Consider the following 22,396-nt stretch of genomic DNA (forward strand, 5'->3'; position numbering starts at 1 on the left):
ACATGACAGATGTGCAGTGCTCGTGCAGTAGCAGTAATCAAGTGAAGAACTAGTAACAGACTGAGTTTTTCTCTTTTGACCGACCCGCGGAGGAAACATGCTCGGACTGGATTTCATTACCAGAAATTTCTTCGGGAATTTGAATGAACGCAAATTAAAACCCTATGCGAAGCGGTTAGAACGCATTAACGCGCTAGAACCGGAGTTTGAACAACTCACGGATGAGCAGTTAAGAGCGAAAACAGATTTTTTCAAACAGCAATATGCAGAAGGTCAAAACCTTGATGATCTTCTTGAACCTGCATTTGCCACCGTTCGCGAGGCGGCACGTCGGACACTTGGGCAGCGGCATTTTGATGTCCAACTCATTGGTGGCATGGCTCTCCATGACGGCAAAATAGCAGAAATGAAAACCGGTGAAGGTAAGACCCTTGTCGCAACCTTACCCTGTTATCTCAATGCCATTACCGGTCGGGGCGTGCATGTTGTCACTGTTAACGATTATCTTGCCCTCAGAGACTCAAAATGGATGGGTCAGGTACACGCTGCGTTAGGATTAACCGTCGGTTGTATTATTAATGATATTGACGATGACGCGCGCCTTGCCGCCTATCAAGCCGACATAACATATGGCACCAATAATGAATTCGGTTTTGATTATCTAAGAGATAATATGAAGCTGTCTCCCAGCCAGATGGTGCAGCGTGATCATGCCTATGCGATTGTCGATGAGGTTGACTCTATTCTGATTGACGAAGCAAGGACGCCGCTGATTATATCCGGCCCCGTAGAGGATAAGACCGAGCTTTACACGGCAGTTGACAAACTCATCCCGGATCTTCGTGACGAGGATTACGAAATTGACGAAAAAACCCGCACGATTTCTCTTACTGATGAAGGCAATGACAAGGTTGAAGTCTGGCTCCATGAAAAAGGTCTGATGGATGAACAATCTTCAATCTACGATATTGGCAATGTTACCCTTGTTCATCATGTCACCAATGCTCTTCGTGCTCATAAATTATTCGCCCGGGACACTGAATATATTGTTAGAAACAATCAGGTCATTCTAATTGACGAATTTACTGGCAGAATGATGGAAGGACGCCGCTTTTCTGATGGCTTGCATCAGGCGCTTGAAGCAAAAGAAAACACCTTTATTCAGCCAGAAAACCAAACGCTCGCTTCTATTACTTTTCAAAATTATTTCCGGCTTTATGACAAACTTTCCGGCATGACAGGCACGGCCTCAACCGAAGCTGATGAATTTATGGATATTTACGGGCTGGATGTGCTCGAAATACCAACAAACACGCCAGTTGCGCGTGAAGACCATGACGATGAAATCTATCGTACCCTTGAAGAAAAAATGAATGCTGTGATTGATTTAATCGAAGATTGCCGTGGACGGAAACAACCCGTTCTCGTCGGCACTACCAGCATTGAGAAATCTGAGGCACTCGCAGATATGCTGAAGAAAAAGAAAATTCCGCATAATGTTCTCAATGCCCGTTATCACGAACAAGAAGCTCAGATTATCGCTCAAGCGGGAGTTCCGGGCGCAGTGACCATTGCCACCAATATGGCTGGTCGCGGAACAGATATTCAACTCGGCGGTAATTTAGATATGCGGCTCGCGACCGAAATAGACACTGACCTTGCCGAAGATAAAGCGCAGGCATTAACCGCCAAAATCACTCAAGAAGTCGAAACAGCCAAACAAGAAGCCCTTGCGGCAGGTGGTTTGTGCGTGGTTGGCACGGAGAGACATGAAAGCCGACGCATTGATAATCAGCTCAGAGGACGGTCAGGGCGTCAGGGAGATCCAGGGCGGTCACATTTCTTCCTAAGTCTCGAAGATGATTTGATGAGGATTTTCGGAACCGACAGAATGGACGGCATGTTACAACGCCTCGGCCTGCAAGAAGGTGAAGCAATAGTTCATCCTTGGATCAACAAAGCACTCGAACGCGCACAGAAAAAAGTTGAAGCCCGTAATTTCGATATTCGAAAAAATATTCTCAAATTTGACGATGTCATGAATGACCAGAGAAAGGTCGTTTTTGAACAAAGACTCGAATTTATGAATAGTGAGAATTTAAGCGACACGATTGAGGAAATGCGACACAGCGTCATTGATGACATGATTGCGGCACATATCCCTCCACGCGCCTATCCCGAACAGTGGGATATTGAAGGACTGTCCAATCAAATCAATCTAACCTTCAATAAAGATCTTCCCGTTCAGGAATGGGCGAATGAAGAGGGCATTGCTGAGGAAGAAATCCACTCAAGACTGATTGAGGAGACAGATAAAATGTCTGCGGCACGCGCCGCTAATATCGGACCGGAGATTATGCGGCAGGTTGAAAAAAGCCTGATGTTGCAAATTCTCGACCAGCATTGGCGCGACCACCTTTTAACTTTGGAGCATCTTCGTCAGGTTGTCGGATTGCGCGGATACGGACAAAGAGACCCGCTTTCCGAATATAAGCTGGAAGGGTTCACATTATTTTCTAACATGCTGGATAACCTCAGGCAGGATGTCACCCGTCTTGTAATGACGGTAGATGTTATGCCTGAACCCGTTGACCCCCCAAAAGAAACCTTCGAAAGCAGTGGCGGGCCAAAACAAAGCCAAGAACAGAAGCAATCTGAAAATTCTACCGAGACACAAGCCTTCGGAGGCAAAATACCCAGAAACGCTCCTTGCCCATGTGGATCAGGCAAGAAGTATAAACACTGCCATGGGCGCGCCTACTAGATTAAATGATGATACGATGGTGCGGCTTTTAGGCTAAACCTTGGCGTCCCATATCCAGGAATTTCTGACGTCTATCGCGACGTAACTCGTCTGAAGATAACTGTGACAAGTCATCAAGTTCCTCAATCACGGCATCGCCGACCTGATTAATAATAAGATCGCGCTCACGATGCGCCCCACCAACCGGCTCTTTCAGAATACGGTCAATAACGCCTAAATCATTGAGGCTATCAGCTGTGACTTTCAGTGCTTCAGCAGCTTCCTTGGCTTTTTCACGGGACCGCCACAAAATAGAAGCACAAGCCTCAGGCGATGCAACGGAATAAATCGAATGTTCCAGCATTAAAATACGGTTAGCTGTTGCCAGCGCGAGTGCACCGCCCGACCCGCCTTCACCAACAATAACAGAAACAAAAGGTACCCCGATTTGGAGGCATTTTTCAGTACATCGAGCAATGGCTTCGGACTGACCGCGTTCTTCAGCACCAATTCCCGGATAAGCACCGGATGTATCAACAAGGGTTACGACTGGAATGTTAAAACGTTCTGCCAATTCCATAACCCTGATGGCTTTACGATAGCCTTCAGGTCGTGCCATACCGAAATTATGCTTTAATCTTGCCTGAGTATTTGCCCCTTTTTCATGCCCCATAATTGCTACGCGTCGGCCCTGCCAACGCCCAAGCCCGGCAATAATCGCCTGATCATCAGAATAAAGGCGATCACCGGATAAAGGGGTGAAATCTTCAACAAGATGGTCGATATAATCTACAAAATGCGGACGCGCCGGATGACGGGCAACAAGCGTCTTCTGCCATGGGTCGAGGCTCTTATATGTTTTCTCCAACTGGGAAGCCACTTTCTCCTCAAGCCGGGTCACCTCATTAAGAATATTGACCTCCGGATCATCTTTGGAAATGGCGCGCAATTCAGCAATCTTGCCTTCCATTTCAGCGATTGGCTTTTCAAATTCCAGGTAAACTTGCATTTTTATCTCCGGATAATCGTCTTATGACAAATCGTGACACAAATTAATATATCAAATTCGACGCTTGCGGAATATTTTTTACCCTCATCACGTCGTGCTTCTAAGAACTCTGCTCAGCTGAACTAAAAACCTCAATCAATTTTTTTATTTACCAGTGGGTGCTTCTCGCGCACAAGCCGCTGAGCACGCTCTTGTAAGACATGCGTATAAATCTGGGTCGTCGAAATATCAGAATGACCGAGCATTTTTTGAACAGCGCGTAAATCAGCGCCATGAGACAATAAATGTGTCGCAAAGGCGTGGCGCAACACATGAGGCGAGATTTTAGCTTTATCCAGTCCAGCCTTCTCAGCAAGATCGTCCAGAATTTGGGCAAACCGTTGGCGCGTTAAATGCCCCACCTTGCCTCTAGAAGGGAATAAAAAAGGAGAATGACGGTCTGTAACGTCCGCATCGCGTTGCCGCATCCATTGCGTTAAAGCTTCTATAGCAGGGTCATTCAACGGCACCAAACGCTCTTTGCCGCCCTTGCCCGAAATAGCAATAAAGCGTTGCATCTCCCGAACTTGCGAACGCTTTAACGAAATCATCTCACTTACACGCATGCCAGTCGCATAAAGAATTTCAAGTAAGCAGATTGTTCGACATTTTGCATAAATATCAGAGGGGGTTTTTTCTGGCAGACGCTGAGTGGCCTCAAGCAAATGTCCTGTATCTTCCTCAGACAATATTTTTGGCATAGGACGAATTGTCTTAGGTCGTTTCAGCGATTGCATCGGATTATCCGGGCGCAAATTTTCAGAAACCAAAAAACGATAATACCCCACAAGTGACGAGAATTTACGTGCGCGGGATGCGTCTTTCCACATCGGCTCACCTGTGGGTTTTTCGGCAGTTCTTAAATAGGTCAGATACGCACTCAAAGCGTTCTCATCGGCGGTTTCTGCAGAGGATCCAATACCAATTAGATAGGTTTGAAAATCCAATATGTCTCGTCGATAAGCTGAGAGCGTGTTTTTCGACGCACCAAGTTCGGCGCTTTGCATTTCCAGAAACAAATCCAGATAGGGCATATCTTTAGGTTTGGGTTTTTCTGATGTCATCTTAGCTTTGCGGTAGCGTGACAGCCTGCAAGATTAAAACTTCGAGCGCAATTCTGCGCGCATGGTCATGCAAACCAATCTCGTTTAACCCCAGCAAAATTTGTTGCATTGCCAGCATATTAAATTCTGTTTGCGACTGATGGCTGATTGCAGCAAGACCGTGCAAAATTACCTCGCCTTGGCGGTCATTTTCTAGGGCTTCCTGCATCAGGTCGAGCATTTGCCGAAGCCTTACATCATCAATGGACGGGAGTGACTCCGTCAAAAATAGCGGCACGTCGTAACTTAAAACAGGTAAAAGAGCGATTTCACTGAGCGCATAGGCTTTTTCAGCATCTGTACCGGTTTCAAGCACAGCCCCAAGAAGCATTGTTTCTGTTGGCGGCAAATCGCGTATTGCGGATCTTTCAGCCGAAATGTCATCAATTTCTGACGCATCGGTAACTGACGTATCGGAAATTAATGAAGCGGTTTGCGGTTTCTCAAGATTATCCTCTCGTGCATCATAGCTCCGTGCAACACGGATAAGCCCCTGCATGCGCCTTGTTAAGGCCGTCGGAAAACCGCTATGGCGTTCAACCAGCGCGGTTTGCCAAACCTGAGCAGCAGCAATTTCATCTAACCACAGTAAAGCCGGAATAATTTTGTCAGCATAAATAATGTTATTTACATCTGGACGACTTGCTGTCAGTGCAGGGGAAACCGACTTCACAATACCGGGCCAAACGGTCATATTAGCGCTCATATCCAAAAGCGTGTAAAGAGTTTCATATGGGTCATTTTCTGGAGATAGCTGATTTAAGTTTTTAAGCGTCTGGGCACGTGTCAAATAATCCTGCACAACTGTTTCGTTATCTTCAGAGGTATCACGCTCAGACACATCATAAGAAGGCCCGTCCAAAAGCTGAGATGCGTTATTGTCGGTGATACTATTCACAAGGCTTCTGTAAACATCTTCATTTGCGAAAACGCGGTTCAACTTGAACTCAGCCATGCGTAATTTTAAATCCGGTGTCAGATAATCCGCTTTCAAAAATTGTTCTGTCATCGCTAAGGGCAAAAAGGGAATATCATCGTTATAAATCTCGGCCCTAGCATGAAGCATTAAGGCACCGCTCAGGGAAGAAACTGGGTTACTCAAAGCCACTCCTTGGCGTTCATAATCAATTGAAGCCGTCGCCGCAAACATGATGTCAGAGAAGATTGTGTCTTTCACGCCTGTTTCATAGGCAAGGTCAAGCGTTAAGGACGCTGCTGGTAAATTATTATCGATAAGTTGACAATAGCCTCGCAATTTTAACGCATAACGCGCTTGCTCTGCATTGAGGCTCAACCTGTTAAAACTTTTTAAACCGTCACATGCCGCAGGTATATTATTTTGCGCCAGCCGCGCTTCCGTTGCAGAAATAATCACATCTGCATCACGGTTATCCGCGCCGGTTAGAGCAACTAGTTCAAGAACTGACTCTGCGTCGCCAAAGCGCAATAGATTATTGAGGCGCATGGCAAAAAAACTTGCACCATCGCTCACGCCCGGAGGTGGAGAAGCGCGATTGAGGAGCAAATCCTGCGCCAAGATATACGCGGATGGTAACCCGAGTTGCACTGGCATTCTGCTAAAGTGGCGTGAAACTTCTGACATTCGACTGGGGAGCCATAAATCAGAGGCCATTGCCGAGCGCAAGCCAATATCTGTTTCCTCAAGCACGCTAAGTGTGCCAACTTGCACCAATCCCTTGCCACCTGGCAAAGCTGCCACATTTCTTATCGGACGCTTAATACTTAGTCCCCCGGGGGCCAGCTTTGGGAGTACAGTTTCAGATATATTGTTCATGCGCGCCTTGCGATCAGTCGCCGCAACAACCTCGATCGGTTTAGGAATAATATTCAACGGTGCACGCCGCGCGATTTCCTTCGCATCGACAGTTGTAATACTGAGAGTTGTCAAAATAACAACGACCAGCGTAAACACAGATGAAAAAACAAAAGCTGACCTTAAAGGCATCATTTTATATCCATTAACACCAAGGGGATTACTTGTTTAATTTTTCAGAAGGAATGATTTCAACCGTTGTTTCAATTTCCGGCTGAATGGCCTGTGCCATATAAACAGTAATACCGATCAGAGTAACAAGCAGAACAACAGCACCAATAGCAATGCGCATTTTATTTTCCTTTAAAAAACCGAATATATGGTTTCAGACTAATTCAATTTTCATATCACCACAATCAGCGCAATGATGCCCGCCAATTAAGGCATGAGCATGGCACATAAGAATAGAGCAGCTTTTATGATAATATTTAAGTGGACGGGAAAATTCAGCAAAGCTAGATAAGGTTATATGACCCGAAAGAAAGAGGACAAAATACCCAAACCCGACGGAAAACTTGAAAAACCAGTTATTCTCATCGGTATGATGGGTGCTGGCAAATCCAGCATTGGAAAAATGCTTGCCGCACATATTGGCGCGCGTTTTATCGACTCGGATACCGAGATTGAAAAAGCTGCCAAAATGACCATTCCGGAAATCTTTAAACTACATGGCGAAGCATATTTCCGAGACGGGGAAAAGCGGGTTATTAAACGATTGCTTGAGGGACAACCCGCTATCATCGCCGCAGGAGGGGGCGCTTTTGCATATACCCCAACTCGCGAGATTATTTTGGAGTCCGGCTTCTCAATCTGGCTCAAGGTCAACCGCGAAACGCTTATCAGACGGGTCAGCAAAAGACCTGAAAAACGCCCCCTATTGGCAAAAGGCAATATCGAACAAACCATCTACCGATTAATGGAAGAGCGTTACCCGGTTTATGCCGAAGCAGATATAATGGTTGAGAGTGATGATGGAGAGCGTCCACAGACGGTCAAAGTCATATCTGAAATACTCGCAAATCAGGGTATTCTTAACAGGTCGGATGAAACATAAATGAGTGAAACCGGTTTTAAAAAAGTGAATGTGAACCTTCCTGGTTCAGGAAGCCCCAACATAAGTTACGATATCCATATCGGTGCGGGATTATTGCGGTCTTGTGCACCATTCCTGTCGCCATTATTGAAACGCCCTTTCGTCGCCATTGTAACTGACGAAAACGTTGCTCAGGCACATCTTGAAAGTTTGACTCAAACGCTGGACAGCGCAGGCATTTCGCATGTCACAAAAATTATGCCACCCGGTGAGGCCAGCAAAAGCTTTACAGGGCTGGAAACACTTTTCGACTGGTTGCTGGACAATAAAGTCGAGCGACAGGATATGGTGATTGCTCTTGGTGGCGGTGTGATTGGTGATTTAACTGGCTTTGCCGCGTCAACTTTGCGTCGCGGCGTACGGTTTACTCAAATTCCCACGACATTACTTGCACAAGTTGACAGTTCAGTAGGTGGCAAAACCGGAATTAATGTGCCCCAGGGGAAAAATCTGGTTGGTGCTTTTCACCAACCGTCACTGGTCATAGCTGACCTTGATGTTCTCCAAACATTGCCGGATAGGGAATTCAGAGCAGGCTATGCAGAGATTGTTAAATACGCTGCCATTTGTGACCGGCCTTTCTTCGATTGGCTTGAAAGTAATCTCGACGCGCTCAAAAGCCGAGACAGCCAAGCTTTGAGTTACGCCATTGCAAAAAGCTGTCAAACCAAAGCTGATATTGTTGCTCAGGATGAAAAAGAACATGGCGCGCGTGCTTTACTCAATCTGGGACACACATTCGCACATGCTTATGAAAATCTGACAGGCTATTCAGACAATTTATTGCATGGCGAAGCTGTCGGCCTCGGCATGGCTCAAGCGGCACGCCTATCTGTAGATTTGGGTCTATGTCCTGAAACGGACGCACAAGCATTGGTAAATCATCTCGCCTCAGCAGGCCTCCCTATCTCACAAACAGATGTAAAGGGTGGCCCTTTTGAAGCAACTAACCTCGTTAATGCCATGGCTCAGGACAAGAAAGTCAGTCAGGGGGTAATGACGTTTATTCTTATGAAAGCGATTGGCAAGGCATTTATTACCAATGATGTATCAGCCAAACAGATAACAACGTTTTTACAAAATCAGGGATAATCATGGTCTCTTCTTTTCTTATTCTTGGACTGGTGATTCTGGTTCTCATTTTGTTGTCTGGCTTTTTTTCAGGATCAGAAACCGCACTGACCGCCACATCGCGCGCGCGTATGTATCAGTTGGCAAAAGAAAATGATAAACGGGCCAAATGGGTTAATAGTCTGTTAGAGCAACATGAAAGATTGCTGAGTGCGATTTTGCTCGGAAACAATCTCGTCAATATTATGGCCTCTGCGCTGGCGACATCTTTGTTCTTGAAACTTTTCGGGGATACAGGTGTCCTCTATGCCACGCTTGTTATGACCTGTATTGTTGTTATATTCGCAGAAGTACTTCCCAAGACCTACGCCATTCTAAATCCTGATAATACGTCCTTGCGTGTCGCTGGGGTCATGCGTTTTGTTGTCTGGGTTTTTGCACCTTTCACTCTTGGTCTAAATTTCATTGCGCGAGGGATCATGCGGCTTCTCGGTTTCAATGCCGATGATGCCGGCAACATTTTGCCTGCTCATGAAGAAATTAGAGGCGCGATAGACATGCATCACAGCACGGATGCCGTGACGAAAGGCGACCGCGACATGTTAGGCGGTATTCTGGATTTGAAAGACCTCACTTTAGAAGATGTCATGGTTCACCGCAAAGGCATGATGATGATTAATATCAGCCTCAAAACCGAAGAAATTGTTCGGCAGGTTCTGGATAGTCCGCATACTCGTATCCCATTTTGGGAAAATGAGATTGAAAATATTATCGGCATTCTACATGCCAAAGACTTATTGCGCGCACTCGCCGCCTCCCCAGAAGGTGCCCGGGGTCTAGAGATACGTTCACTCATCTCACCCCCCTGGTTTGTCCCCGAAACAACCTCCCTCGCTGAACAGCTAAACGCATTTCGAGCACGAAAGGCACATTTCGCGCTCGTCGTGGATGAATATGGCGGCTTAATGGGTCTTGTGACACTTGAGGATATACTTGAGGAAATTGTCGGGCAGATTGATGACGAGCATGACAATAAAGAAAAAATTCTCATTCCTGCGGCAGACGGCAGTCTGCTTATTGACGGTAGCATGACAGTAAGGGATTTAAACCGTGAAACGGGGTGGGATTTACCGGAAAATGAAGCCATTACAATTGCCGGGCTGGTCATTCATGAAGCCCGAGCCATCCCCAAACCGGGGCAAGTTTTTGTGTATTACGGGTTTAGAATTCGTATTATCTCGCGTCATCGCAATCAGATTACGCAACTGGAAATAAAATCAGACAAAACGCTCTCTGATGAAACCTAGGTTTAAGAGTTGTCTTTATCCTCAAACGGGGTTCTGGCTCTCAAGTTAAGCGCATGAATAGGGCCAGCTAATTCCTCTGCCAGACAGTCATTAATCAGTCTGTGCCTTTCAATACGGGTTAACCCGTCAAATTCCGCTGAGGTAATTTTCACCAAGAAATGAGTCTCCCCACCCGGCCGAGCGCCTGCATGGCCCTTATGGCGGTGTGACTCATCTAATACATCTAGCCGTTCGGGTGCAAAACGCTCTTCAAGTTTCTTGATAATCGTATCAACTACTGCCATAAAGCTTCCTTCATCGTCTTTATCTCAGAAACAATCCAAATTGTTGAGACAAAAGACTGTTTTTTTTATCTACTGCAAACTAGATTATCAGTGTAATGAACCTGAAATCAAAATATTTTGACTCAATACGCATTAGCAAAACCGGCAGCAACGAAGTTGAAGCACAGGTTACCTGTGACTGGCCCGATTGCAGTGAGGTGGGTTCCTATCCGGCACCCGCCGCCGAGGGGAGTTCGGAGAAGCGTTATTTCTGTCTCGAGCATATAAGAACCTATAATCAGAGCTTCAACTTTTTTGAAGGCATGAGCGAGGCTGATATTGCGGCGTTTCAAAGAAGTGCACGGACGGGCCACCGTCCCACTTGGACGATGGGCGCAAACCGGAACACTCCCGGTCAAAGCGGGAACTGGCAATGGCAAGACCCACTGGACCTTGTTTCGGAAGTCTCTGACGGAAAAGCGCGTGCACCCGTTAAGCGCGCCTCATCCGGTCAAATACGCGCGCTCGAAGTTTTAGAATTAGATGAGAACGCAACAGCAGAAGAAGTAAAAACGCGCTATAAAGCCCGAATAAAAAAGTTTCACCCTGATGCCAATAATGGCGATCGTAGCTATGAAGAAAAACTTAATAAGGTCATTCAAGCGTATAACTATTTAAAGGCTTCGGGCTTTTGTTAAGCTCCTAGTGACCTAAATCATAAATTAGTAATTTCTCGCGTTAAAGATAAGGAAATCTAAATGACTGCCGAAAGTAATTCCGACATGCCCAACGAACCCGACATTGAAGTAAATGTCGGAGAAACTTTCGGGTTTGAAAGCTCGCTTAAAGTGCCAGCATTCTCTCAATCATGCGAATATGTTCCTGAACTAGACGAGGATTACCTGTTAGACCCTCAGACAACCCGTGCATTACTTGCCGGTTTTGCAAATAACCGACGCGTCATGGTTCAGGGTTATCACGGAACCGGAAAATCCACTCATATTGAACAAATCGCCGCGCGGTTGAATTGGCCATGTATCCGCATCAATTTGGATAGTCATGTCAGCCGAATTGATTTGATTGGTAAAGAAGCCATTGTTTTGCGCGATGGCAAACAAGTTACCGAGTTTAAGGAAGGTATCCTGCCATGGGCACTGCAAAGACCTGTGGCTTTGGTTTTTGATGAATATGATGCTGGTCGCCCTGATGTTATGTTCGTTATCCAGCGTATTCTGGAAGTCTCAGGCAAACTAACTTTACTCGACCAAAATAAAGTCATCCGCCCACATCCATGGTTCAGACTTTTTGCAACAACCAACACAATTGGTCTCGGCGATACCTCAGGTCTGTATCATGGTACCCAGCAGATTAACCAAGGCCAGATGGACAGATGGAATATTGTCACCAGCCTGAATTACCTCCCGCATGAGGAGGAGGTTAAGATTATTCTTTCCAAGGAAAAAGATTTCAATAACGAGGAAGGCCAAAAAACGGTTGCTTCTATGGTGCAAGTTGCCGACCTCACCCGTGCTGCATTTATTAATGGTGATATTTCAACCGTCATGTCACCACGGACTGTCCTAACATGGGCTGAAAATTCACGTATTTTTGATGATATTGGCCTCGCTTTCCAACTGACTTTCCTGAATAAATGCGACGAGCTTGAGCGCCCGACCGTAGCCGAGTTTTACCAAAGATGCTTTGGTGAAGACCTTCCTGAAAAGGCCGTTAACATTTTAGCTTCCTAATGACAGAAGAAACGATTGACAGGTTCAAAAGAGCTATCAGCCAGACCATGCGGTCACTGGCTGAGAATGACGAATTGGATGTCACTTTCGGAACTGAAACGCCGTCAGTCGTTGGTAATCGCGTGCGCCTGCCGCTTCCGCCTCGGGATTTACCTAAAAAAGATCGCACACTTCTTCGTGGTCAAGCTGACAGCATAGCTTTGCAACTGGCGCATCATGACAAGCCTCTCAGTGCCAAAAACAGACCTGTCGAACTAGATGCGCGTGCAATTTTCGATCGGTTGGAGAATGTTCGCTATGAGTCGATTGGTGCTAACCAAATGCCCGGTGTCGCAGAAAATTTACAACTTATGCATCAAACCATTTGCGAGAAAGAGGGCTTGGCGAATTTAACCGAGCGCGAAGATGCGCCAATGGATGTCGCACTGGCCTATCTCGTACGTGAACGACTCTCCGGTCAACACCCCCCAGCAGCTGCCGCACCTACTGTTGCAGCATGGAAGGAATGGATTGAAGAACGCATTGGCGACGGCCTGGATGACCTTGTTGAAATTATGAATGACCAAGAGGCATTTGCCGCGAAAACCCGACAGCTTTTAGCCGACCTCGAACTTGTTGACTCCGAAGGCACAGACGCCTCAGAAGAAGGTGAGGATGAAGGCGAAGACAATAATAATGAAAATGATGAGAATGATGGCGAAGACGGTACTGCTGATCAAGAAGAAGGTAGCGGATCGGAAGATATGGAAACCGGCAGTGAAATGCCGGAGGGCGAAGAACAAACCGTCCAGATGGATAGCGAAGAAATTGATATGGATGCCGAGGGTGAGGAAGCTGGCGAGGCTGTCAGGTCTCAACGCCCTGACAGTTCGCCGGATTCGACGAAATCCAACTATCAAGTTTTCACAACACGTTTTGATGAAACTGTTGAGGCAGAGGATTTGTGCGATGGTGAAGAACTTAATCGCCTACGTACCTATCTAGACCAACAACTTAGTCATTTACAGGGAGCTGTTTCCAGACTTGCAAACAGACTACAACGCCGCCTGCAAGCCAAGCAAAACAGATCTTGGGATTTCGATCTTGAGGAAGGTTATCTAGATGCCGCACGTCTATCGCGTGTGGTTGTTGACCCCAGCAATCCCCTATCGTTCAAAATGGAACGTGACATGGATTTTAGGGACACTGTCGTTACTCTATTGATTGACAACTCTGGCTCAATGCGGGGGCGTCCGATAACCGTTGCTGCCATGAGTGCCGACATTCTTGCCAGAACATTGGAAAGATGCGGCGTGAAAACTGAAATTCTTGGGTTTACAACGCGCGCTTGGAAAGGTGGGCAGGCCAGAGAGTCATGGATGGCAGATGGCAAACCCGCACATCCCGGCAGACTGAATGATTTACGCCATATTGTTTACAAACAAGCTGATATACCATGGCGTCGAGCACGACGTAATTTAGGCCTTATGATGCGCGAAGGTCTGCTGAAAGAAAATATTGACGGTGAGGCTCTCGTCTGGGCTTATCAACGTCTTTTAGCACGTCCGGAACAGCGCCGGATATTGATGGTTATATCGGACGGCGCGCCGGTCGATGACAGCACATTAAGCGTCAATGCAGGCAATTATTTGGAAAAACATCTGCGGCAGGTAATTGAAGAAATCGAAAGTCGTTCTCCGGTGGAACTCATTGCCATCGGCATTGGTCACGATGTGACACGCTACTACCGTCGGGCAGTGACGATTGTCGATGCCGAACAATTGGGTGGTGTGATGACTGAAAAACTAGCAGAACTTTTTGATGACACACTGCCTGCCAATAAACCCGAAAAGCGCTTACCGGCCATGCCAAAGACCCATAGCATGTTACAAACCACGTCGGGCTTAAGCACCAAAATGGATAAGACGCCAGTAAGATAATCAGTAATTATTTCAACTGAATGGGAAGCGACATGTTTTATAAGCGGTTCACCGCATAATTTTTTCTATTTTTTAAAATGCGGCAAGCCGCAGAGTTCTATGATGTAGCGAGACGCAGAGCGATTTGCTTTTTAAGTTTTAGAGCGCGCGGAGAAAGCTGAGCATCTTTGGCCTTCAAAAGGAAAGCATCAATACCACCAACATGCTCAACAGTCCGAAGCGCATGTGCGCTAATCCGGAACTTGAGCGCTTTACCAAGCTTTTCACTTGGCAAGCTGACCTGCTGTAAATTGGGAAGAAACTTCCGCCGTGTTTTGTTAACGGCATGACTCACATTGTTACCTGACATTACTGCTTTGCCGGTTAATTCACAAACACGAGACATCATCTTCTCCAAAAAAGGGTTAACACGTTATTTTCAAACGCATTGGTTTCAAGGTCGGTTTTATATGGGGGAGATCCCTCTCCGTCAAGCCCCTCTGTGGCCTATATAGAAAAAACCTGCACCGGAGTGAAAATAATGAAACATGAGAATAAAAAAAACCGCCGGGAGCAACTAACTTAAGAGGGGGAGGGAGAAGTTTTATGGTGTTGCTACCGACGGTTAAAACAGCAATCTGTTTAAGTAGACTATCCCAGAAAAATACCTCAACTGCCAAACACGTCTGTTCACATAAATGTGAGGGCTATTCATCCCCTGTTTGATTTCAAAAATGCGAGAATCAATACATAAATTAAAAGCTTCAATAACGCTAAACTAGCGTAAACACACCACATTTAGTCGTGAACGAATGGGGAAGTGCTACTATGTAAGTGATTCGGACACTTTATGTTCGATTTATGTTCTTTTTCTCCTATTTTTTCGGTTTTGCACGCATCACACTTGCAAATTCCCCCCTCCTATGACCAGATTGTCTTTCATGTCTTCCTACTCTTCTCATGTGTCTAGTCCTGTAACGGCTGTATTGGGTCCGACTAATACAGGCAAAACCCACTTAGCTATTGAGCGTATGCTCGGTTATGAAACTGGCATGATTGGTTTTCCCCTGCGTCTACTGGCGCGGGAAGTTTATGACCGTATTGTAAAGCTAAAAGGCGCTGGTCAAGTTGCATTGATTACGGGTGAAGAAAAGATATTACCGCCAGATCCGGCCTATTATATCTGCACCGTAGAGGCCATGCCCATTAGTAAGTCGGTTGATTTTATGGCAATTGATGAAATTCAACTCGCGGCTGATGCCGAGAGGGGGCATATTTTTACCGACCGCTTACTTCATGCGCGCGGTAATCAAGAGACCATGCTGCTCGGTGCGGCGACGATGGTTCCTATGATTAAGCAACTTCTCCCAAAGGCACATATTATCTCCCGACCCCGGCTGTCCACACTCAGCTATGCCGGCTCGAAAAAACTATCCCGTCTCCCCCGACGCACCGCTATCACCTCTTTCTCGGTAGATAGTGTTTACGCGATAGCCGAAGTTGTGCGCCAGCAAAAAGGTGGCGCAGCAGTTGTTATGGGGGCTTTAAGCCCACGGACACGAAATGCCCAAGTCGAAATGTATCAGTCGGGGGAAGTTGACTTCATGGTTGCCACTGATGCGATTGGCATGGGGCTTAATATGGATGTGGATCATGTCGCATTTGCACAGACGCGAAAATTCGACGGCAGAAACCACCGCGAATTGGTAGCCTCAGAACTCGCTCAAGTTGCCGGACGCGCCGGACGCCATACTTCTGACGGTACTTTTGGTGTGACGGGCGAAATGCCGGCGCTTGAGGAGTCATTGGTCGAGCAAATTGAAAACAACATATTTGAACCAATACGACGGCTTATGTGGCGTAACCCCAATCTGGATTTCTCCTCAGTTGAAGCGTTGAAAATTTCTCTTGAAGCATCACCTCCCACCAGAGGGCTTATACGTGTCCCCATTACGATTGATATGCAGGCTCTGAATATGATGACGACTGACCCCTCTATCAAAGACCGTGCTGTGGACGAAAACAGCATTCGGTTACTCTGGGAAGTGGCTCAAATTCCTGACTTTAGAAAAACAATTATTGGGGAACACGCTTCCATTTTAGGCGATATATTTTTGTTCTTATCTGGTGATCAAGCCATACTCCCTGCAAAATGGATAGAAGAACGCATCGCCAGATGCGACAGAACTGACGGCGACCTTGATACGCTTGGTTCCCGTCTTGCACATATCCGAACCTGGACTTATGTCACCCAAAAAAATGGATGGGTTGAAAACCAGCGTTACTGGCAGGCACAGGCACGCCAGGTAGAAGACAAACTCTCTGATGCCTTGCACCAGGGCTTGATGAAACAATTTGTGGACACAAGGTCATCCATTTTATTAAAACGATTACAGGGACGCGATGAAGCCGAGGCTGAAATTGATGCTATGGGTGATGTGCATGTTGAAGGTGAATATGCAGGCCGTATTGAAGGGTTACACTTTACGAAAGACAATCGTATGACCAACTCCCCGCCCCGAACTGTAAGAGCAGCTATCGAAAAAGTCGTCGGACAAGAACTCCGTAACCGCGCTAGCGAGCTTGCGGCCTGTCCGGATGATGAATTAAAGCTCAATGAACAAGGCGAAATCTTCTGGCACCAATCCTGTATTGCTAAACTCGTCGCTGGGCGTAACTTGCTGTCGCCTGAAATCAAATTGCTCGCTGATGAAAGCCTTGTCGGTACACCGCGCAATCAAATTGAAGCAAGATTGGCAGCTTTTGTAAGACGCCATCTGGATACATTACTCGCGCCGCTTATCACCATGAAAGATGACGAAAGTCTCAACGGGTTGGCCCGAGGGCTAGCGTTCCAAATTGTTGAACATGGGGGGCACATTCCCCGCGCCAACATCGCAGAAACATTATCAGAAACAGACCAGCCTGCACGAGCAGGATTAAGAAAGCTCGGCCTGCGTTTTGGCACTTATGATGTTTTTATGCCTGCGCTCTTAAAACCGGGTCCCGCCCGAGGACTGGCTATGCTTTGGTCCCATTTCAATAACCGCAATGCTGTGGAGGATCTGGCACTTGCACCTGCACCGGGGTTAACCTCCTGTGTGCGTCAGGGCGAGCTCCCCGACGGGTTTTATCGATCTCTGGGCTTCAGGATTTATGGCAAACGTGCCATCCGGCTGGATATGCTGGAAAGATTGGCAGACCTTATTCGCAAGGCTATTGAAGCTAATAACGAAAATAATGAATTCGAAATAACAGCAGATATGGTGTCCCTCATGGGGTGCAGTCACGATGAAATGGCGGAAATTCTCAAAGGACTTGGCTATGGTTCCAAGCCAAAACCTCAAAAGGAAACCAAATCAGTTAATGAAGATGCCGACAATCAAACCCCAAATGGTGGCTTAGTTGAAAATGATGCAGGTGAAGAAAAACCAAAAGAAGACAACGAACAAAAAGTCACCTTGCTTTGGTTTCCTAAAAAGCGGCCTACACGCAAAGCTAAATCTAAAAAGAAGACCACGAAAAATCAAAATGCAGTTAAAAAAAGCGGACAAACACAGGATAAAAGACGTAACAAATCCACCTCAAAACAAAACTATGAAAAGAAAATGGATCCCAATTCACCTTTTGCCGTTCTCCAAAGTCTCAAGGACAATAATAAGTGAGCAAAATGACGGAGCAAGATAGTCTCAGAGTGGATAAGTATCTCTGGTTTGCACGCTTCTTCAAAACTCGGTCACTCGCCACAAAACGCGCCAATGGAGGTCGTATCCGCATAAACGGAAATAAAATAAAAAAATCAAGCGACACTGTAAGGATTGGCGATATTTTAACTTTTGCGCAGGGCAATGAGATACGGGTTATTCGGGTGCTTAATTTGGGAACCCGACGGGGACCAGCTCAAGAAGCGCAAAGTTTGTATGAAGACATAACCCCAAATGAGGACACAGATGAGGCGACAAGAGATAAACTGCTTGCCAAAATGTAAAAATGACAATATTTCAACTGCATGTTTAATCGCCTGAAAAGCTTATTTGAAAGCCCTGAAGCCTCGCCGGAGACGGAAGATAAATTATCTATCGCAGCCGCCGCATTACTTACCCATGCCGCACGGCTGGACGGACAGGCCGACGGCATTGAAATAAACACCTTGCGTCACATCTTGCAGGACGGATTCAGCCTTTCCGAAGATGAGACGCAAGAGCTAATGACACTGGCTGACACCCTCGAGTCCGAAGCCAATGATCTATATCGATGGACTAAGGTGATTAACGCACATTACGAACTTCCCCAGAAAATTGTTCTGGTGGAAAAACTTTGGATGGTTGTTCTTTCTGATGGCAGGCTAGATGATTACGAAGCGAACTTGCTTCGTCGCATTTCCGGGCTTATACATGTCCCAGATATTGAAACCGGAGCAGCACGGCAAAGAGCGGCAACTAATCTGGGCCTTAATTAGCTGTAAGACCGCCAAAACGATAGTAAGAATGGATAAAGCATGACTTATATTGTGACCGATGCCTGTATTAAGTGTAAATACACAGATTGTGTTGAGGTTTGCCCTGTTGACTGTTTTTATGAGGGTGAAAACATGCTCGTCATCAGTCCCGATGAATGTATTGATTGCGGTGTTTGCGAACCTGAATGCCCAGCGGAAGCCATTAAACCCGATACTGAAGACGGGTTGGAAAAATGGCTAGAAGTGAATACTAAATTTGCAGATATATGGCCAAATATTACACTCAAAAAAGATGCCCCGGCTGATGCAGATGATTTTTTGAAACAAACTGATAAGTTTGATAAGTTTTTCAGCGAGGCTCCTGGCGAGGGCGACTAGGTTTGAGGCTCTTATCAAGCAAGTAAGATGACTCAATTGGTAAGCGGTAAACTTCTAAAGGATTAAGAGACAATGGCAACAACCAGAAAACCAACTTTAAAATCAACTGCTAAAAAACCTGCTGCCAAAACCGCCGCAAAAAAGCCTGCCGCCAAAACAACATCCAAGAAACCAGCAACCAAAGCACCAGCTAAGGCCTCTGCAGCCAAAAAACCTGCGGCTAAAACTTCGGCTAAAAAACCTGCCGCCAAAAAGCCTGCTGCCACAAAAGCACAGGCCAAAAAACCTGCGGCTAAAACAGCCACTAAAAAAAATGCTACTAAAGCAGCTGTTAGCAAGACTACTACTAAAAGAGCACCGTCAAAAACCGCACCCAAACCCGCTGCCAAAGCACGTTCAAAACCCAAGCAGGTTGACCGGAAAGCTGCCAAAGGGTTTCGTGTAAATGAATTTATCGTCTACCCATCTCACGGTGTCGGGCAAATTTCAGAGATTTCCAACCAGCAATTCGGTGATACAGAGCTTGAGTTGTTCGTTATAAATTTTGATAAAGAAAAAATGACACTTCTTTTACCACTTGATAAAGCCTTAGAAAACGGCATGCGTAAATTGGCTGACAAAACTATGATGACGGGTGCAATGAAAACCTTACGCGGTCGCGCACGTATCAAACGCACCATGTGGAGCCGCAGAGCCCAGGAATATGAAGCCAAAATCAATTCAGGTGATTTGGTCGCCACTGCAGAAGTCGTTCGTGATCTGTACAGAAACGAAAACCAGCCGGAACAGTCTTATTCTGAACGTCAACTTTATGAATCGGCTTTAGACAGAATGGCGCGCGAAGTTGCGGCTATTAATAAAACTGAACTTGATGTTGCAACCGCCAATCTTGAAGATGTGTTGTCTAAAGCAACCTCTAAAACGAGTATCGTTGATGAGGCTCCCGAGGAAGAATAACCTGTGCGCCAATACCACTCTTTTAGTCTGTAAAAAATAGATAAATTTTCTTCCTAATTCCCATTTTCTGGTGAACCAGTCACCATTTTTCTGCGTAAAGGGAATTAGGAGATAAAAATGACCCATATTGACACGCAGGAAACACTCGCAGCGAATCGAAGATACTTCAAAGGGGCTATGAAAGTGCCGCTTCTTGAACAAGAGCGTGAACTTGAGTTAGCACGTCTTTGGCGTCAGGAACAAAATGAAAAAGCGCTGCATGAGCTTACGTCTGCTCACCTCCGCCTCGTCATTGCGATGGCGACGAAATTTCGTCATTACGGTCTTCCGATGGGTGATCTTGTACAAGAAGGCAATATTGGCCTTATGCAAGCCGCTGACAGATTTGATATTGAACGTGGGGTGCGTTTCTCAACCTATGCTTCATGGTGGATCAGAGCATCTATACAGGATTTTATTTTAAGAAATTGGTCAATTGTGCGTACTGGCACAACCGCAGCCCAGAAATCCCTTTTCTTCAACCTTCGACGCCTTCGTGCCCGCATTAATGATGGCGGTCAGAACAACATGACCCATGAAAGCCGTCTTTACATTGCTAAAGAGCTTGGTGTGAGACTTGAAGATGTTGAAACTATGGAAGGTCGTCTATCAGGGAATGATAGAAGCCTGAACGCCCCTATGTCAGAGGCTGATGGTGAGGCCAATAGCCTTGAATGGCAAGACTTATTGGTTTGTGACAGTCCTCTTCCTGACGAGGTTGTCAGTGAAGACAAAGACAGTGAAGTGCGGAGTAACTGGATTAAAGATGCCATGGAAACCCTGAATGAGCGTGAATATCGTATTATTTGCGAGCGTCGCTTGGGCGAAGAAAATGTAACGCTTGAATGCCTTGGGAAAAAATTAGGCATTTCAAAAGAACGAGTTCGCCAGATTGAACATCAGGCGCTTGATAAGTTGAAACTTGCATTGACCAAGACGACGAATGGTGATCCGGTAGGCTCAGGCCTGCTTCCATAGGCTAAAACATCTGTGAGTCAGTAATAATTTTTACTTTGGTTCCCGAAACAAGTGCCTCTGTCAGACCCAATCCATTCAAAATCCGGAACATTTCTTCTGGCGCCTCTACGCCTTTCATTTGTTCTACAAAGTCTTGAACCGTATCATTTTCCCTCACTGTGAGAATTTTAATTTTTAACGGTTTAAGCTTTCCTGCTTCCACGACTGACAGTCTTTTAAAACCTCTTGCTGTGGCCTTAAATCCTTCATCAAGTGCCCCAAAGTCAGATGCCGGACTTTGCATAACAAACCGGTAAACCCGCCCTTCCCCGGCGCGCAACACAACGAGCCTCGAAATCTTACCCGATTGCTCATGAATGGCTGTTACACCATCAAGAGTTGAATTTATTTCTTTAATGCCTCTAAGGCGCAGACCCTCCGCCCATATGTCCGTCAGATAAGAACGCGTTGAGCCATCGGCATCCGCCATATCAAATTTTATCACAGCGCCATCTGGGGCTTTAGCGAAGACGGCTTGCGAACTATTTATCAGCTTAAAATCTTCCGGAACAGAAAAGCGAAACCGCAATATCGGATGCATAAAGTCTTGACCGCGAATAAAGCCCTCGTCGGGCGCGTCGCCATAGAGCATGCCGTCAATAGCCGCCAAATGCGCTGCGCGTCCATGATTTCGTTGCCAACTGGTATTAGAAACGAGTCCATCAGCAATTTTATGCGCCCTTGACACCCTGTCACCTGTATCTGGATGGGTTGATAACCAGCCCGGTATAGGACTACCCCCGCTTAACCTTGCCTCGCGTTCACTCAATCGTCCCATAGCGGCGAGAAAATCACCGCCTGCATAAGGGTCATATCCGGCACGATAAAGAGACCGTACACCTAAATCATCAGCTTCATACTCCTGCTTACGGCTATAACCAGCCATTAATCCGGTTGCACCAATATCTATGATTTGATTGGCAACACGGCTGTTCATCACATTGCCTAAGACCGAAGCAAGTATCGCCGCACCAATGGAGGTTCTCTGGCGTTCAGTGCCGTGCGCAGCTGTAACATGGGCAATTTCATGCCCCATAACTGCAGCCACTTCAGCTTCATTATTGGCAAGAGCTAAGAGGCCACGTGTTACATAAGTATAGCCGCCTGGCATAGCAAAAGCATTCACTTGTGGGCTATCAAGAACCGTGACCCGATATTTTGACACTGGATCATCGGAGGATTTAGCAATTTTCAGGCTTAAACCAGCGACATAACTACCAACCTCAAAATCTTCATATACACCTCCAAAGGCTTGGATAATTTTTTTATGTTCTGGATTGTTTACAGAATTTTGCTTTTGCGCCGAAGCCTGATGAGCAGGGGTGCATGCTAAGAGTGACGCAATAGAGATTATCAGGCAAAAAAACCATGGCAGATATGTCACAAAAATACGTCTAATAGGCATAATTTTTGATACTACCATAAAACAAAAAACAAC

The 22,396-nt window shown here is 46.2% G+C and carries 20 protein-coding genes; 13 read left to right on the forward strand and 7 right to left on the reverse strand.

The features are described 5' to 3' along the window. Positions 1-97 precede the first annotated feature (97 nt). Complete coding sequence (gene secA, locus RS24_RS09090; protein WP_021777911.1) at positions 98-2,764, forward strand: preprotein translocase subunit SecA; 2,667 nt, start codon at positions 98-100, stop codon at positions 2,762-2,764. Positions 2,765-2,792: 28 nt separating this feature from the next. Here secA and RS24_RS09095 read toward each other — a convergent pair whose 3' ends face one another. The 4 genes from RS24_RS09095 to RS24_RS10115 all read right to left on the reverse strand — a co-directional run bounded on the left by RS24_RS09095 (position 2,793) and on the right by RS24_RS10115 (position 7,020). After that, a complete protein-coding gene (locus RS24_RS09095) occupies positions 2,793-3,752 on the reverse strand; it encodes an acetyl-CoA carboxylase carboxyltransferase subunit alpha (RefSeq protein ID WP_021777912.1) in 960 nt (319 codons plus the stop codon). A gap of 131 nt (positions 3,753-3,883) precedes the next feature. Then, positions 3,884-4,855, reverse strand: coding sequence for a site-specific tyrosine recombinase XerD (locus RS24_RS09100; RefSeq protein ID WP_021777913.1), 972 nt, complete (start codon positions 4,853-4,855; stop codon positions 3,884-3,886). A gap of 1 nt (position 4,856) precedes the next feature. Continuing rightward, positions 4,857-6,863, reverse strand: a complete 2,007-nt coding sequence (locus RS24_RS09105) for a hypothetical protein (RefSeq protein ID WP_021777914.1) — start codon at positions 6,861-6,863, stop codon at positions 4,857-4,859. Positions 6,864-6,888: 25 nt separating this feature from the next. Next, a complete protein-coding gene (locus RS24_RS10115) occupies positions 6,889-7,020 on the reverse strand; it encodes a hypothetical protein (protein ID WP_021777915.1) in 132 nt (43 codons plus the stop codon). Positions 7,021-7,197: 177 nt separating this feature from the next. Here RS24_RS10115 and RS24_RS09110 point away from each other — a divergent pair, with 177 nt between their 5' ends. The 3 genes from RS24_RS09110 to RS24_RS09120 are packed head-to-tail and all read left to right on the forward strand — an operon-like array spanning position 7,198 to position 10,199. After that, entirely contained in the window at positions 7,198-7,782 is a 585-nt protein-coding gene (locus RS24_RS09110) for a shikimate kinase (protein WP_021777916.1), read from the forward strand. Further along, positions 7,783-8,913, forward strand: a complete 1,131-nt coding sequence (gene aroB, locus RS24_RS09115) for a 3-dehydroquinate synthase (protein WP_021777917.1) — start codon at positions 7,783-7,785, stop codon at positions 8,911-8,913. It begins immediately after the preceding gene. 2 nt (positions 8,914-8,915) lie between these two features. Beyond that, entirely contained in the window at positions 8,916-10,199 is a 1,284-nt protein-coding gene (locus RS24_RS09120; protein ID WP_021777918.1) for an HlyC/CorC family transporter, read from the forward strand. A 2-nt stretch (positions 10,200-10,201) separates the two neighbouring features. Here the strand turns inward: RS24_RS09120 and RS24_RS09125 are convergent, their stop codons facing one another. After that, a complete protein-coding gene (locus RS24_RS09125; protein WP_021777919.1) occupies positions 10,202-10,483 on the reverse strand; it encodes a BolA family protein in 282 nt (93 codons plus the stop codon). 95 nt (positions 10,484-10,578) lie between these two features. On the opposite strand from RS24_RS09125, the gene RS24_RS09130 reads away from it, so the two are divergent. The 3 genes from RS24_RS09130 to cobT are packed head-to-tail and all read left to right on the forward strand — an operon-like array spanning position 10,579 to position 14,129. Continuing rightward, on the forward strand, positions 10,579-11,160 hold the full coding sequence (locus RS24_RS09130; protein WP_021777920.1) for a J domain-containing protein: 582 nt from the start codon (positions 10,579-10,581) through the stop codon (positions 11,158-11,160). Between the two features lie 60 nt (positions 11,161-11,220). Further along, entirely contained in the window at positions 11,221-12,210 is a 990-nt protein-coding gene (gene cobS, locus RS24_RS09135; protein WP_021777921.1) for a cobaltochelatase subunit CobS, read from the forward strand. After that, positions 12,210-14,129, forward strand: a complete 1,920-nt coding sequence (gene cobT, locus RS24_RS09140) for a cobaltochelatase subunit CobT (RefSeq protein WP_021777922.1) — start codon at positions 12,210-12,212, stop codon at positions 14,127-14,129. The genes cobS and cobT overlap by 1 nt, the downstream gene beginning before the upstream one ends. Positions 14,130-14,226: 97 nt before the next feature. Here cobT and rpmB read toward each other — a convergent pair whose 3' ends face one another. Next, positions 14,227-14,514: a 50S ribosomal protein L28 gene (gene rpmB, locus RS24_RS09145; protein WP_021777923.1), complete on the reverse strand. Its 288-nt coding sequence runs from the start codon at positions 14,512-14,514 to the stop codon at positions 14,227-14,229. Positions 14,515-15,049: 535 nt separating this feature from the next. On the opposite strand from rpmB, the gene RS24_RS09150 reads away from it, so the two are divergent. The 6 genes from RS24_RS09150 to RS24_RS09175 all read left to right on the forward strand — a co-directional run bounded on the left by RS24_RS09150 (position 15,050) and on the right by RS24_RS09175 (position 20,919). Continuing rightward, on the forward strand, positions 15,050-17,773 hold the full coding sequence (locus RS24_RS09150) for a helicase-related protein (protein ID WP_021777924.1): 2,724 nt from the start codon (positions 15,050-15,052) through the stop codon (positions 17,771-17,773). A 5-nt stretch (positions 17,774-17,778) separates the two neighbouring features. Continuing rightward, on the forward strand, positions 17,779-18,096 hold the full coding sequence (locus tag RS24_RS09155) for an RNA-binding S4 domain-containing protein (RefSeq protein WP_038301038.1): 318 nt from the start codon (positions 17,779-17,781) through the stop codon (positions 18,094-18,096). Between the two features lie 21 nt (positions 18,097-18,117). Then, the gene (locus tag RS24_RS09160; protein WP_021777926.1) at positions 18,118-18,567 is read left to right on the forward strand and encodes a tellurite resistance TerB family protein; all 450 of its coding nucleotides are present in this window, start codon (positions 18,118-18,120) and stop codon (positions 18,565-18,567) included. 39 nt (positions 18,568-18,606) lie between these two features. Continuing rightward, on the forward strand, positions 18,607-18,945 hold the full coding sequence (gene fdxA / locus RS24_RS09165; protein ID WP_021777927.1) for a ferredoxin FdxA: 339 nt from the start codon (positions 18,607-18,609) through the stop codon (positions 18,943-18,945). A gap of 72 nt (positions 18,946-19,017) precedes the next feature. Beyond that, positions 19,018-19,902, forward strand: coding sequence for a CarD family transcriptional regulator (locus RS24_RS09170; RefSeq protein WP_021777928.1), 885 nt, complete (start codon positions 19,018-19,020; stop codon positions 19,900-19,902). Positions 19,903-20,019: 117 nt separating this feature from the next. After that, positions 20,020-20,919, forward strand: coding sequence for an RNA polymerase factor sigma-32 (locus tag RS24_RS09175; RefSeq protein WP_021777929.1), 900 nt, complete (start codon positions 20,020-20,022; stop codon positions 20,917-20,919). A gap of 1 nt (position 20,920) precedes the next feature. On the opposite strand, the gene RS24_RS09180 is transcribed toward RS24_RS09175, so the two are convergent. Beyond that, positions 20,921-22,363, reverse strand: a complete 1,443-nt coding sequence (locus tag RS24_RS09180) for a M48 family metalloprotease (protein WP_157833801.1) — start codon at positions 22,361-22,363, stop codon at positions 20,921-20,923. Between the last annotated feature and the right edge of the window lie 33 nt (positions 22,364-22,396).

The sequence above is a fragment of the Candidatus Micropelagos thuwalensis genome, from assembly GCF_000469155.1.
Lineage (GTDB): Bacteria > Pseudomonadota > Alphaproteobacteria > RS24 > RS24 > Micropelagius > Micropelagius thuwalensis.

Bases quoted from the DNA above. Each gene is read 5' to 3' on its own strand.
- secA (WP_021777911.1), top strand. From the start codon at position 98: ATGCTCGGACTGGATTTCATTACCAGAAATTTCTTCGGGAATTTGAAT.
- RS24_RS09095 (WP_021777912.1), bottom strand. From the start codon at position 3,752: ATGCAAGTTTACCTGGAATTTGAAAAGCCAATCGCTGAAATGGAAGGC.
- RS24_RS09100 (WP_021777913.1), bottom strand. From the start codon at position 4,855: ATGACATCAGAAAAACCCAAACCTAAAGATATGCCCTATCTGGATTTG.
- RS24_RS09105 (WP_021777914.1), bottom strand. From the start codon at position 6,863: ATGATGCCTTTAAGGTCAGCTTTTGTTTTTTCATCTGTGTTTACGCTG.
- RS24_RS10115 (WP_021777915.1), bottom strand. From the start codon at position 7,020: ATGCGCATTGCTATTGGTGCTGTTGTTCTGCTTGTTACTCTGATCGGT.
- RS24_RS09110 (WP_021777916.1), top strand. From the start codon at position 7,198: ATGACCCGAAAGAAAGAGGACAAAATACCCAAACCCGACGGAAAACTT.
- aroB (WP_021777917.1), top strand. From the start codon at position 7,783: ATGAGTGAAACCGGTTTTAAAAAAGTGAATGTGAACCTTCCTGGTTCA.
- RS24_RS09120 (WP_021777918.1), top strand. From the start codon at position 8,916: ATGGTCTCTTCTTTTCTTATTCTTGGACTGGTGATTCTGGTTCTCATT.
- RS24_RS09125 (WP_021777919.1), bottom strand. From the start codon at position 10,483: ATGGCAGTAGTTGATACGATTATCAAGAAACTTGAAGAGCGTTTTGCA.
- RS24_RS09130 (WP_021777920.1), top strand. From the start codon at position 10,579: ATGAACCTGAAATCAAAATATTTTGACTCAATACGCATTAGCAAAACC.
- cobS (WP_021777921.1), top strand. From the start codon at position 11,221: ATGACTGCCGAAAGTAATTCCGACATGCCCAACGAACCCGACATTGAA.
- cobT (WP_021777922.1), top strand. From the start codon at position 12,210: ATGACAGAAGAAACGATTGACAGGTTCAAAAGAGCTATCAGCCAGACC.
- rpmB (WP_021777923.1), bottom strand. From the start codon at position 14,514: ATGTCTCGTGTTTGTGAATTAACCGGCAAAGCAGTAATGTCAGGTAAC.
- RS24_RS09150 (WP_021777924.1), top strand. From the start codon at position 15,050: ATGTCTTCCTACTCTTCTCATGTGTCTAGTCCTGTAACGGCTGTATTG.
- RS24_RS09155 (WP_038301038.1), top strand. From the start codon at position 17,779: ATGACGGAGCAAGATAGTCTCAGAGTGGATAAGTATCTCTGGTTTGCA.
- RS24_RS09160 (WP_021777926.1), top strand. From the start codon at position 18,118: ATGTTTAATCGCCTGAAAAGCTTATTTGAAAGCCCTGAAGCCTCGCCG.
- fdxA (WP_021777927.1), top strand. From the start codon at position 18,607: ATGACTTATATTGTGACCGATGCCTGTATTAAGTGTAAATACACAGAT.
- RS24_RS09170 (WP_021777928.1), top strand. From the start codon at position 19,018: ATGGCAACAACCAGAAAACCAACTTTAAAATCAACTGCTAAAAAACCT.
- RS24_RS09175 (WP_021777929.1), top strand. From the start codon at position 20,020: ATGACCCATATTGACACGCAGGAAACACTCGCAGCGAATCGAAGATAC.
- RS24_RS09180 (WP_157833801.1), bottom strand. From the start codon at position 22,363: ATGCCTATTAGACGTATTTTTGTGACATATCTGCCATGGTTTTTTTGC.